Raw genomic sequence first — 12,685 nt, 5'->3', positions numbered from 1 at the left:
CTCGTGCGTCGGGTGGGTCCTGTCGGCGGCGGGAGCGGGTGGATCCTGCCGAGCCGTCGTGCTGGTCGTGCGGTTCGTGCTGCGCCGGTCTCTCCGCGGGGCGGACGGCGGGAGCGGGAGGGCGGGCGACCCGGCTGTCGTGCCGGATCACCCGCCCGCCTGCGTCAGCGGTGCGTCACGCCTGGCGGCTGCGACGGCCGCGGTGCAGGGCACCGGCGCCCGTCAGCATCATCAGGAGCGCGATGCCGCCGAGGAAGAGCATCCCGTCGGCGTCGCCGCCCGTGACCGGGAGGATCCCGCCGCCGTAGCCGCCGGTCCCTCCGCGGATCGGGGTGCTCGGCAGACCGGCCGGGACCGTCTGGCCGATGACCGAGAACCGCGTGTTCGGCACGTCCACCGGGCCGGTCACGCTGCCCGAGATGGTGACCGAGTGCTGGCCGATCTCGAAGTCCTCGTGGATCGGGAAGGTGAAGGTCACCTGCCCGTTCGCGGGGGCGATCTGGTCCGGCAGCGGCATGGGCGTGGAGTTGACCGTGGCGGAGACCGTCTCACCGGGCATGAACCCGACGGCGGTCACCTCCTGGTCGATGCCCATGCCGCGCATGACCTCGAAGAAGCGGACCGAGGCGAGGGTGCGGAGCTCGCTGCCGTCGGGGCCGCCGTCGGCGGCGTCCGTGGCGTCGGTGGCGTCGGCGGCGTCAGCAGCATCCGTCGCGTCAGCAGCATCCGTCGCGTCAGCAGCATCCGTCGCGTCAGCAGCATCCGTCGCGTCGACCGCGTCGGCCACATCGCTGCCGCCGTCGTTGTCGGCGTCGTTGTCACCGTCGGCGTCGTTGTCGCCGTCAGCGTCGTTGTCGCCGTCAGCGTCGTTGTCGCCGTCAGCGTCGTTGTCGCCGTCAGCGTCGTTGTCGCCGTCAGCGTCGTTGTCGCCGTCAGCGTCGTTGTCGGCGTCGTTGTCACCATCGGCTGCGTCGACCGCGTCGGTTCCGTCAGCGTCGACCACATCGGCGACGTCCGCGGTGTCCGCGTCCGCCACGTCGAGGTCGAACGAGATGTCCGTCGAGTCGTCCGAGTCGTTGGCGTCGGAGTCGACGCCCTCGAGGTCGAGCACGTCACCGGCGTCGATCACGTCCGCGCTGTCCAGGTCGGCATCGACCGTGTCGGCATCCGTCCCGTCGAGATCCGTCGTGTCCACATCCAGCGCATCCACGACATCGACCACGTCGAGGTCCAGCGCGTCCAGGTCAGCAGCGTCCGTGTCGAGCACGTCCAGGCCGCCGTCGGCGTCGAGGACGTCACCGGCATCCAGGACATCGTCGCCGGCATCCACGATCACGTCCACCGTGTCGGCGTCCGTCCCGTCCAGGTCGGTCGTGTCCACGTCCAGGGCGTCGACCACGTCGACAACATCGAGGTCCACGGCGTCGAGGTCAGCGGCATCCGTGTCGAGCACGTCCAGGCCGCCGTCCACGTCGAGCACGTCGCCCGCATCCACGATCACGTCCACCGTGTCGGCGTCCGTCCCGTCGAGGTCCGTCGTGTCGACATCCAGCGCGTCCACGACATCGACCACGTCGACGTCGAGGGCGTCGAGGTCAGCGGCATCCGTGTCGAGCACGTCCAGGCCGCCGTCGACATCGAGCACGTCGCCCGCGTCCACGATCACGTCCACCGTGTCGGCGTCCGTCCCGTCGAGGTCGGTCGTGTCCACGTCCAGCGCGTCCACGACATCGACAACGTCGAGGTCCAGCGCGTCCAGGTCAGCGGCATCCGTGTCGAGCACGTCCAGACCGCCGTCCACGTCGAGCACGTCGCCCGCGTCGAGGACGTCCGCACCCGCATCGACGACGACATCGGCGACGTCGACGACATCGAGGACGTCAGCATCGGTGTCGACCGTGTCCGCGTCGGTCCCGTCGAGGTCCGTCGTGTCCACATCCAGGGCATCCACGACATCGACCACGTCGAGGTCCAGCGCGTCCAAGTCAGCGGCGTCCGTGTCGAGCACGTCCAGGCCGCCGTCTACATCGAGCACATCGCCCGCGTCCACGATCACGTCCACCGTGTCGGCGTCCGTCCCGTCGAGGTCCGTCGTGTCCACGTCCAGCGCGTCCACCACATCGACCACGTCGAGGTCCAGCGCGTCCAGGTCAGCAGCATCCGTGTCGAGGACATCGAGGCCGCCGTCGACGTCGAGCACATCGCCCGCGTCGATCACGTCAGCACCCGCATCCACGACCACATCCGCCACGTCGACGACATCCAACACGTCAGCATCCGTATCGACCGTGTCGACGTCCGTGCCGTCCAGGTCCGTCGTGTCCACGTCCAGCGCGTCCACCACATCGACCACGTCGACATCCAGGGCGTCGAGGTCAGCGGCATCCGTGTCGAGGACGTCCAGGCCGCCGTCGACATCGAGCACATCGCCCGCGTCGATCACGTCAGCACCCGCATCCACGACCACGTCCGCCACGTCCACGACATCCAACACGTCAGCATCCGTATCGACCGTGTCGACGTCCGTGCCGTCCAGGTCCGTCGTGTCCACGTCCAGCGCGTCCACCACATCGACCACGTCGACATCCAGGGCGTCGAGGTCAGCGGCATCCGTGTCGAGCACGTCCAGACCGCCGTCGACATCGAGCACATCGCCCGCGTCGATCACATCCGCACCCGCATCCACGACCACGTCCGCCACGTCCACGACATCCAGGACATCGGCATCGGTGTCGACCGTGTCCGCGTCCGTCCCGTCCAGGTCCGTCGTGTCCACGTCCAGCGCGTCCACCACATCGACCACGTCGAGGTCCAGCGCGTCCAGGTCAGCAGCATCCGTGTCGAGCACGTCCAGACCGCCGTCGACATCGAGCACATCGCCCGCGTCGATCACATCAGCACCCGCATCGACGACCACATCCGCCACGTCGACGACATCCAGGACATCGGCATCGGTGTCGATCGTGTCCGCGTCGGTCCCGTCGAGGTCCGTCGTGTCGACATCCAGGGCGTCCACGGCGTCGACCACGTCGAGGTCGAGAGCGTCCAGGTCAGCGGCATCCGCGTCGAGGAGGTCGAGGCCGTCGAGGTCGAGCACGTCGGCGTCCGCGGCATCCGCGTCGGCCGCGGGGGCCGCGATCGCGAAGGTCACCGACGTCGGGAGGCCCGTCTGCTCGCCGCCGACGCGCTGACGCGCGCTGGCGGTGAAGGTCCCGGAGGGCAGGTTCGCGAACAGCACGCGGTACCGCCCGGCTGTGGTGGCCGTGGTGGTCAGCGTCTGGTTCCCGACCGTCACGTCGACCTCGGCACCCGGCTCCGCCGTCCCCTCGACCGCGACCGTGGTGGTCCCGGCGGGGAAGGCCTGCGCGGGGTCCGGCGATGTGATGGCCACGGGCTGGACGGGTCCGACGACCGCGGCGTCCGCGCGGACGGTGGCCGACGCGAGGCTGACGGTCGGGCCGCCCGCGGTGGGCAGCAGCCCGATCCGCAGGGCGCTCACCGTGAACGAGCCGGCGTCGAGGCCGTCCGCGTCCGCGAAGTCGCCCGGCCGGTCCTGCGCGTTGACGGTCAGGCGGACTACGGAGTCGACCGCCGCGAGGACGGGGGCGACGGCGGTGAGCACGGCGCCGGTGGCGTTCGTCAGGCCGGTGACCACGCTCGTGCGGCTGACCGCGCCGCCGAGATCCGTGGCGAGCGCCGGGAGGAGCCCGGTCGTCAGGCCGGAGACGAGCGACTCCGTGAGCGCGGTCGTGAGGGTGAGGGGCGGCAGGAGGGCCGTGCCCGCGGTGCTGATGACCGGCGCCGAGTTGCCGGGACCGGTGGGGTTCACCAGGTTCGCGAGCGTGGTGTTCGTCGTGATCACGACGTCGCCGAGGTCCACGGCGGGCACGAGGACGCTGAGCCGCGGCGTCCCGATGTCGGTGCGGATCGTCAGCGCCACGGCGGTGGAGTCGAGCACCGCCTCGAGGAGGCGGTCGGGCAGCTGCCGCGTGAGGATGTCCGTCAGCGCGGCGTTCACGGCCTGCGTGAGCACCGCCGTAGTCAGCACGCGCGTGTCCGCCGGCTGGCCGTCGAGGGTCTGGATCGCGTCCAGGTCGAGCGTGAGCGTGCCCGTCCGGATGTCGATGGTCACCGCGCCGCTCGTGAGCGGCTGCGAGAGGACCGCGTCCACGGCCGCTTGCGCGTTGACCGTCGTGCGGAGGTCGGCCGTCGCGTTGGTCGTGTCGAGCAGCGGGACGCCGAGCGCCCGGGTGAGGATCCCGTCGAGCAGGCCCAGCGTCGCGGGCGAGACGACGGCGCGGGTCGAGAGGCCCGCGCTGACGCCGTCGACGGCGCCGACGAGGTTCGCGCGGAGGCCCTGGATGACCGGGCTGGTGATCGTCGCGTCCGCGGAGGCGATGCCGTACGAGCTCGTCGGCGTGGCGGCCCCGGTGTCCGTCGCGGTGGCCCCGAGCGCCCCGATCCGGAGGTCGAGGTCCGAGAGGACGCCGGCGACGCCCGCGGCCTGCAGCGTCGGCTGGAGGTCCAGCCGCGCCGCCTGGCCGGTGCCGCCGTTGACGGCGACGGCGCCCGAGTCCGTGACGGCGCCCGCGGCGGCGGTCGCGCCCGCGGTGCCGCTGGTGGACACCTGCCGGTCGGCGCCGGCGCGCACGCCGCTGAGGTCGAGGACGGAGCCGAGCGTGACGCCTGCCGAGACCTGCACCGCGGCGAGCTGCTGGAGGACGGATGCCGAGACCGGCCCGTCGAGGCTGGCGGGGTCGTTCGTCCCGCCGGGCGCGTACGCGGTGTACGCGCCGTCCAGGGCGACGGCCTGCGCGAGGCCGGTGAGCGTCACGAGACGCGCCTCCGCCTCGGACTGATCCCCCGCCGCCGCGCCAGCGGGCAGGACGCCCCCGAACGCGACGAGAGCCGCGGTGACCCCGAAGGCCGTCGCGGTCGCCAGCCTGCTTCTGCGGCTGGGCATGTGTAGAGCCATGTGCGTTCCCCTCGATTGCATGGCCGGCCGCGCTCGTGGGGCGCAGCCGTGCGTCCCGCGGGGCGGCCCCCACCACACCCACGGTCATCGAAGGTTCGCATCCGCCCCGGAGGGCGACAACACTGCTGTCTACTGATCTGCCCGGGGCCGGATGCGGTGCCGCTCCAGTAGTCGCCCCAGTGGCGCTACGGGGTGGCCGCCTGCGGGCGGGACGACGACGGGGCCCGTGATCCGGGCGGATCACGGGCCCCGTCGGGTGCCGGTGGGGAGGGCGGCGGGTCAGCCCGCGGTCGCCGCGAGCGACTGCCGGGCGATCTCGAGCTCCTCGTCGGTGGGGATCACGAGCACGGCGACGGGCGAGCCCTCGGGGCTCACGAAGCGGGCTTCCGAGCTGATGAGCTCGTTGCGGTCGTCGTCGATCCCGATGCCCATGAACTCCAGCCCCGCGAGCGACCGGCGGCGCACGAGCGGGTTGTTCTCGCCCACGCCCGCCGTGAAGACGACCGCGTCGACGCCGCCGAGCTGCGCCGCGTACGCGCCGACGTAGTGGCGGATCCGGTGCCGGTACACCCCGAGCGCCGTCTGCGCGGCCTCGTCGCCGTCGGCCGCGGCGCGCTGCACGTCGCGCATGTCGCCGAGCCCGGTGAGCCCGAGCAGGCCGCTCCTGCGGTTGAGCAGCGTCTCGAGGTCGTCGAGCCCGAGGTCGGTGTGGCGGGCGAGGTGGAAGAGGATCGCGGGGTCGAGGTCGCCGGAGCGCGTGCCCATCACGAGGCCCTCGAGCGGCGTGAGGCCCATGGACGTGTCGATGGAGCGGCCGCCCTGCACGGCGGCGGCGGAGGCGCCGTTGCCGAGGTGCAGCACGATGATCCGCGTCTCCTCGAGCGGCTTCCCGAGCAGCCGGGCGGCCGCCTCGGACACGTACTTGTGGCTCGTGCCGTGGAACCCGTAGCGGCGGATGCGGTGGGCGGCCGCGAGCTCCCGGTCGATCGCGTACGTGTACGCCTCGGCCGGCAGCGTCTGGTGGAACGCGGTGTCGAAGACGGCCACGTGCGGCACGTCCGGGAACGCGGTCTGCGCCGCCTCGATCCCCTGGAGCGCGCCCGGGTTGTGCAGGGGCGCGAGCGCCGAGAGGTCGTCGATGTCGGCCTTCACCCGGTCGGTGACCACGGTCGGCTCGACGAACACGTCGCCGCCGTGCACCACCCGGTGGCCCACCGCGACGGGCGGGCCCTCCTCGAGCGACGGGCCGTGCTCGCCGAACGCGTCCAGCATCGCCTGGAACCCGGCCGTGTGGTCGGCGATGGGCAGCTCGCGCTCCCATGAGTCGCCGCCGGCCCTGTGCCGAGTGGATCCGTTCCCCTCGCCGATGCGCTCCACCAGGCCGGACGCGAGCACGGTCTCGGAGCCCATCTCGATGAGCTGGTACTTGAAGGACGACGATCCGGAGTTGACGACGAGGACGACGGGCACGGGTTCTCCTGGGGTGCGGGCGGGACGGGAGGTCGGACGGAGCTGGCGGGACGGACGGGCGCTCAGCCCGCCTCGATCCCCTCGGCCTGGATGGCGGTGATGGCGACGGTGTTGACGATGTCCTGCACGAGCGCACCGCGGGACAGGTCGTTGATGGGCTTGCGGAGGCCCTGCAGCACGGGCCCGATGGCCACCGCGCCGGCCGAGCGCTGCACGGCCTTGTACGTGTTGTTGCCGGTGTTGAGGTCCGGGAAGATGAACACCGTCGCGCGGCCGGCGACCGCCGATCCCGGCATCTTCGTGGCGGCGACCGCCGCGTCCGCCGCCGCGTCGTACTGGATCGGGCCCTCGACCGCGAGGTCGGGCCGCAGCTCCCGCACGCGCGCGGTCGCCTGGCGAACCTTCTCCACGTCGGCACCGGCGCCCGACTCCCCCGTCGAGTACGAGAGCATCGCGATGCGCGGCTCGATGCCGAACTGCGCCGCGGTCGCGGCCGACGAGATGGCGATGTCGGCGAGCTGGTCGGCCGTCGGATCCGGGTTCACGGCGCAGTCGCCGTACACGAGAACGCGGTCGGCGAGCGCCATGAGGAACACGGACGAGACGACGGAGACGCCGGCGGTGGTCTTGATGATCTCGAAGCCCGGCCGGATCGTGTGCGCCGTCGTGTGCGCGGCCCCGGACACCATGCCGTCGGCGAGGCCGAGCTGCACCATCATCGTGCCGAAGTAGGAGACGTCGGTGACGGTCTCGCGCGCGATGTCGAGCACCATCCCCTTGTGCGCGCGGAGCTTCACGTACTCCTCGGCGAACCGCTCGCGGAGCACCGCGTCGAAGGGGCTGAGCACGGTCGCGCGGCCGATGTCGATGCCGAGGCCGATGGCGCGCGAGCGCACCTCGATCTCCTCGCCGAGGATCGTGACGTCGGCGATGCCGCGGCTGAGGATCGTGCCGGCGGCCCGCAGCACGCGGTCGTCGGTGCCCTCGGGCAGCACGATGCGCTTGCCGGCCTTCCGCGCGCGCTCGATGAGGCCGAACTCGAACATGAGCGGCGTGACGACGTCGGAGCGGCTGACGTCGAGGAGCTCGAGCAGCCGGGACGTGTCGACGTGCTGCTCGAACGCGGCGAGCGCCGTGTCCATCTTCCGGGCGGACTCGGGCGAGAGCCGGCCGCGGGTCTGCGTGATGCGCTTCGCCGTCTCGTAGGTGCCGAGCTCGGTGGAGATGATGGGCAGGGTCTGGTCGAGGCCGGACACGAGCGTCTCGATGGTGGGCGACAGCGCGAACCCTCCGTTGAGCACGATGCCCGCGATGGTGGGGAAGGTCTCGGAGGCGTGCGCGGTGAGCACGCCGAGGAGGACCTCGCTGCGGTCGCCGGGGATCACGACGATGGCGCCCTCGGTGAGGCGCGCGAGCACGTTCTCCATCGACATGGCCGAGACCACGACCCCGAGGGCCTCGCGGCGGAGGAGCGCGGGATCGCCCTTGACGAGCTCGCCGTCGACGGCGTCGAGGAGCTCGGCGACGGTGGGCGCCACGAGGAACGCGTCCTCGGGGATGGCCCACACGGGCACGTGCGGGGCCTGCGCGTGGAGGGAGGCGGGGATCGCCGCGGGGATGGCGGCCGTGATGGCCTCGAGCGCCTCCGGGTCGGCGCGGTTGACCACGATGCCGAGCAGCCCCGCGTGCGCGGTGACCAGCTCGGGGATCGCGAGGTCGGCGATCTGGCGCATCTCGTCGGGGCTGCGGCCGCCCGACTCGTCCGTGCGGCGGCCCGTGAGCACGAGCAGGACGGGCGCGCCGAGGTTCGCGGCGATGCGCGCGTTGAAGGACAGCTCGGTGGGGCTGCCGACGTCGGTGTAGTCGCTGCCGACGATGACGACCGCGTCGCACTTCGCCTCGACGGCCTTGTAGCGCTCGACGATGCGGGAGAGGGCGGCCTCGGGATCCGCGTGCACGTCGTCGTAGGTGACGCCCACGCACTCGTCGTACTCGAGGTCGACGCCGTCGTGCGCGAGCAGCGCCTCGAGCACGTAGTCGCGCTCGACGATGGAGCGCGCGATGGGCCGGAACACGCCCACCCGCTGGATCTGGTGGGTCAGGGTGTCGAGCACGCCCAGCGCGACCGTCGACTTGCCCGAGTGCCCTTCGGCGGACGTGATGTAGATGCTCCGAGCCATGCGGCAAGCCTATGGGCGTCGCCTGCGCGGACGCCCGCCCGTGTTAAAAGGAGAAGACCCCTCGCGCACCTGCCAGAGCCCGGCTGCCCTTGCTGCGTCTCCGCCCTGGGGGAGTTCACCTGGATGGCACCACGCGAGGAGCCGACACCGAGTGTACCCGACCCGGGGCGCCCGTCGGTCGGCGGCGGCCCGCCCAGGAGCCGGTCACGATCCGCGCGTAGCGTGGAGCGCATGCGCATAGTCATCGCCGGAGGACACGGCCAGATCGCCCGACTGCTCGAACGACGCCTCGCCGATGCGGGCCACCAGCCCGTCGGCATCGTCCGCAACCCGGATCACGCGTCCGACCTCGCCGACGCGGGCGCCGAGGCGCTCGTGCTCGACCTCGAGAAGAGCGACGTCGACCAGGTCGCCGAGGCGCTCCGGGGCGCCGACGCCGTGGTCTTCGCGGCCGGCGGCGGCCCCGACTCCGGCCCCGAGCGCAAGCTCACCATCGACCGCGACGGCGCGATCCTGCTCGCCGACGCCGCCGAGCGCGCGGGCGTCACCCGCTACGTCATGATCTCGGCCATGGCCGTCGACGGCTTCGACCCCGACAGCGACGACACCTACGAGATCTACCAGCGCGCGAAGTCCGAGGCCGACGCCGACCTCCGGGCGCGCGACATCGACTGGACCATCGTCCGCCCCGGCGGCCTCACCGACGACGCCGGCACCGGCCGCGTGCAGGTCGGAACGTCCACGGGGCGCGGCTCGATCCCCCGCGCGGACGTCGCCGAGATCGTCGCGACCGCGCTCATCGACGGCACGGGCGTCCGCGTCCAGTTCGAGGCGATCTCGGGCGAGGAGCCCGTCGCCGAGGCCATCGCGGGCCTCCGCTACTAGCGCGACCCGCACGGGCGCCCGGCGCCCATCCGGATGACGGCCCCCTCCTCCCCGGAGGGGGCCGTCATCCGCTTCCGGGCTTGCTGAGGCACCCGGGTCGTGCCGCACGCGACGCCACGGGTCGACGGCACCCGGAGCCGTCGTCCTCCCGCTGATCGCGCGCATGGTGCGCCGTGGCGCACCGTCCGGAGCATCCCCATGCCCGGACATGTGGAACACGTTAGGCACGCCGGACCGGGTCCCCCACAGTGCGGACTACTTATTTCCGCGGTCCGATCCATCAGTAAGGGCCGGTGTCCCTGGTCCGACCGCCGAGAACGGCGCAAGATGGGGGTCACACGGCCCGCTCCGCCTCGGGGGATGCAGCGCGGGCCACGCTTTCCGCGACGGGGGTCACATGAAGCAGATGACGCACAGCTACGGCAGGTCGAGCGCCCGCCCGGCGACGACGACGCCCGGGAAGGGAGGCCGCGCGCGCGACCTGGAGACGCTGGAGCGCTGGCTCGCCGCCGGCACCAGCGCCATCGTCACGGGCGCGGTCGGGTCCGGCCGCAGCCACGTCGCCGGCCGGGTCGCCGACGCCCTCACCCGCAACGGCCTCACGGTGATCCGGGCCCACGCCTCCACACCCGACCTCGCCGACGTCCTGCGCCGGGTCATCGAGCAGCTCCCCGGCCTCCGGGCGCCGCGGCCGCTGCCCGCCGCGCGTCCCGTGGTCGTGCTCGACGACGCCCACCTCCTCTCCCCGGAGATGCGCCAGGCGCTGGTGGAGGCGCGCGCCTCGGAGCGCTGCACGCTGCTCGTCACGATCGACGACACCGGCAGCGACGCGCGCCACCTCCGCGGATCCGCCGACGGCGCCGATCCGCTCGTCCGCACGGCGCAGGCCGCGCACGAGATCCTCGGCCTGTGGCGCACCGGATACGCCGAGCGGCTCGACCTCGCGCCCCTCGATGCGGCGGAGGTCGACGCGATGATCGACTCCCTCGCCGGCTCCGTCGCGCTCGACCAGGCGACGCGCGTGCAGATCCAGCGCCGCAGCGGCGGCCGCCCGTTCCTCGTGCGCGAGCTGACGTTCGAGGCGCTGGAGACGGGGGCCAGCGCGCGCTCCGTGAGCGGCTACGCGTTCCCGAGCGCGAACGCGCCCCGGGCGCGGATCCTCGAGCTCGTCTCCTCGAGGGTGGCCCCGCTCGGCGACGACGAGCGCGCGACGCTCGTGCTCCTGGCGCGCCTCGACGGCGTGCCCTACCAGCGCGCCGCGCGGCTGTTCGGCGAGACCGTCCTCCGCGTCCTCGGCGCGCGCGGCCTCGCCCGCGTGCAGGCGCAGGGCGACATGATCCTCCGCGCCGACCTGCTGGAGGCGGAGGCGGCGCTCGCCCGCACCGACCCCGGTGCGGTCGACGGCCTCACGCGCCGCGTCGTGCGGTCCCTCCTCCAGGAGGCCGCGCACGGCGTGCCGCTCAGCCCCAAGGAGAGCCTGCTCATCGCGCGCACGCTCTCCGAGGAGGACCGGGCCGCCGCGGTCGACCGCTTCGGCGCCGCCACGCTCGCGGCCGTGCACCTCGTCGCCGCGCGCCTGGCCAACGACGTGGGCATGACCCACGACGCGCTGGCCTTCGCGGCGATCGCGGCCGACGGCGGATCCGCCGCCTACGCCGCCTGCGAGACCTCGCGCGCCCTCACCGTCCTCGGGAACCCTGTGCGCGCCGTCGAGGTTCTCGACGCCGTGGGCACCGCGGGGCTGACCGCGCGCGAGGGAGTCGAGCTGCTGCACGTGCGCATCGTCGCCACGCACGCGGTGCTGCCGGGCACCGACCGGATGCGCTCCATCCTCGAGGCCGCCCACGCGGATCCCGACGCCGACGCCGACGTCCGCGCCGAGGCCGACGCCATCGCCGCCGCGATGGCGCTCGGCCTCATGGACTGGGAGGGCGCGCTCGCGCAGGCCCGCGCGGCGGCGGAGCGCGCCACGAGCACGCTCGTCCGCCTCCGGGCGCACCGCACCGTGGTCCTCGCGCTCGGGCACCTCGGACGCGGCGCCGATCTCGGGGAGGCCATCGACGCCGGCCTCGCCCTCCTGTCCGACCGGGAGGACCGGCGCGGCACGTACGACGACATCCTGCTCGAGGAGGCCCGACTGGAGCTGCTCTCGGCGAGCGCGTTCAGCCGCCGGCTCTGCCGCCTCGACCTGCCCGACCTCGAGCGCGAGCTCGACACGTGGGTCGAGTCGGCCATCGCGCAGGACGCGCAGTGGTTCATCCCCGTCCTCGGCGCGATCACGGGCGGCGTGGCCCTCGACCTCGGCCGGCTCGACCGCGCCGAGGCGGAGCTGACGCTCGCCGACGACCGCCTCATCGGCCCGGACATCGGCACGTGGCGGCTCTGGATCGGCATGCAGCGCGCCCGCGTGCTGGCGCTCCGCGGCCGCGCCGACGAGGCCGAGCGCATCGCCACGGACATCGCGCACCGGGCGGATCCGCGCTACCCGTACCAGCGCATGCTCACGGAGGGCGTGCGCGTGGAGATCCTCGCCGCCCGCGGCCGGTCGGACGAGGCGGCGACGCTGCTCCTCGACGTCGGCGACCTCAGCGGCGAGGCGCACGCGCTCCGAGCGGGCATGCTCTTCCGGGCCTGGGCGCTCGGATCCGAGGATCCGCGCCTGGTCGAGGGCGCGCGCCGCGTCCGCGACCGCACCGACGTGCCCGCCCTGCACGGCATGGCCGAGGTCGTCGAGGGCTCCCGCACGGGCGACCCGGAGCTGCTCGAGCAGGGCATGCGCACGCTCGAGGCGGCCGGCCTCGCGGTGCAGGCGCGGGCGGCGTGCGAGGACCTCGTGCGGATGCTCGCCGACGACGTGCCCGCCCTCTCCCACGCGCGCGCGGCGCTCGGCCGGATCCAGTCGCGCATCGACCGGGGCTCCCCCGCGGCGTCCGCGACGGCCGTCGCGCCCGTGCTCGACGTGAGCATGCTCACTCGGCGGGAGCTGGAGATCGGGGTGCTCGCGGCCCAGGGCCTCAGCAACCGGGAGATCGCGGGACGCCTGTTCCTGTCGGTGCGCACGGTCGAGTCGCACCTCTACCAGGCGCGCGCGAAGCTCGGCGCGCCCTCGCGTCGCGCCCTCGCCGGGCTGCTCGACACCCCGGGTGCATCGACCCTGCTCGCGGGCAGGTAGTAT

At 73.3% G+C, this 12,685-nt stretch carries 5 protein-coding genes and 1 other RNA gene; 2 read left to right on the top strand and 4 right to left on the bottom strand.

All coding sequences use genetic code 11. The features are described 5' to 3' along the window. Positions 1-175: 175 nt before the first annotated feature. The 4 genes from PED38_RS00160 to ffs all read right to left on the bottom strand — a co-directional run bounded on the left by PED38_RS00160 (position 176) and on the right by ffs (position 8,771). Entirely contained in the window at positions 176-4,963 is a 4,788-nt protein-coding gene (locus PED38_RS00160; protein WP_270979007.1) for a choice-of-anchor G family protein, read from the bottom strand. A 291-nt stretch (positions 4,964-5,254) separates the two neighbouring features. Next, positions 5,255-6,445 carry an acetate/propionate family kinase gene (locus PED38_RS00155; RefSeq protein WP_270979005.1) on the bottom strand — a complete coding sequence of 397 codons (1,191 nt, stop codon included), beginning with the start codon at positions 6,443-6,445 and terminating at the stop codon, positions 5,255-5,257. A gap of 62 nt (positions 6,446-6,507) precedes the next feature. Beyond that, positions 6,508-8,625 carry a phosphate acetyltransferase gene (gene pta, locus PED38_RS00150; protein WP_270979004.1) on the bottom strand — a complete coding sequence of 706 codons (2,118 nt, stop codon included), beginning with the start codon at positions 8,623-8,625 and terminating at the stop codon, positions 6,508-6,510. A 49-nt stretch (positions 8,626-8,674) separates the two neighbouring features. After that, positions 8,675-8,771: signal recognition particle sRNA small type (ffs, locus tag PED38_RS00145), an RNA gene on the bottom strand. An 85-nt stretch (positions 8,772-8,856) separates the two neighbouring features. On the opposite strand from ffs, the gene PED38_RS00140 reads away from it, so the two are divergent. Both PED38_RS00140 and PED38_RS00135 read left to right on the top strand, forming a co-directional pair. Beyond that, on the top strand, positions 8,857-9,510 hold the full coding sequence (locus PED38_RS00140; protein ID WP_063072010.1) for an SDR family oxidoreductase: 654 nt from the start codon (positions 8,857-8,859) through the stop codon (positions 9,508-9,510). 397 nt (positions 9,511-9,907) lie between these two features. After that, entirely contained in the window at positions 9,908-12,682 is a 2,775-nt protein-coding gene (locus PED38_RS00135; RefSeq protein WP_270979002.1) for a helix-turn-helix transcriptional regulator, read from the top strand. The last annotated feature ends 3 nt before the right edge of the window (positions 12,683-12,685 follow it).

This window comes from Clavibacter sp. CT19, assembly GCF_027858075.1.
In the GTDB taxonomy this organism is placed as follows: domain Bacteria; phylum Actinomycetota; class Actinomycetes; order Actinomycetales; family Microbacteriaceae; genus Clavibacter; species Clavibacter tessellarius_A.
The sequence above is the reverse complement of the archived record's forward strand: the minus strand, read 5'-3'. Positions and strand labels throughout refer to the sequence as shown.

Coding starts and splice junctions, on each gene's coding strand:
- pta (WP_270979004.1), bottom strand. CDS start 8,625: ATGGCTCGGAGCATCTACATCACGTCCGCCGAAGGGCACTCGGGCAAG.
- PED38_RS00135 (WP_270979002.1), top strand. CDS start 9,908: ATGAAGCAGATGACGCACAGCTACGGCAGGTCGAGCGCCCGCCCGGCG.
- PED38_RS00160 (WP_270979007.1), bottom strand. CDS start 4,963: ATGCCCAGCCGCAGAAGCAGGCTGGCGACCGCGACGGCCTTCGGGGTC.
- PED38_RS00140 (WP_063072010.1), top strand. CDS start 8,857: ATGCGCATAGTCATCGCCGGAGGACACGGCCAGATCGCCCGACTGCTC.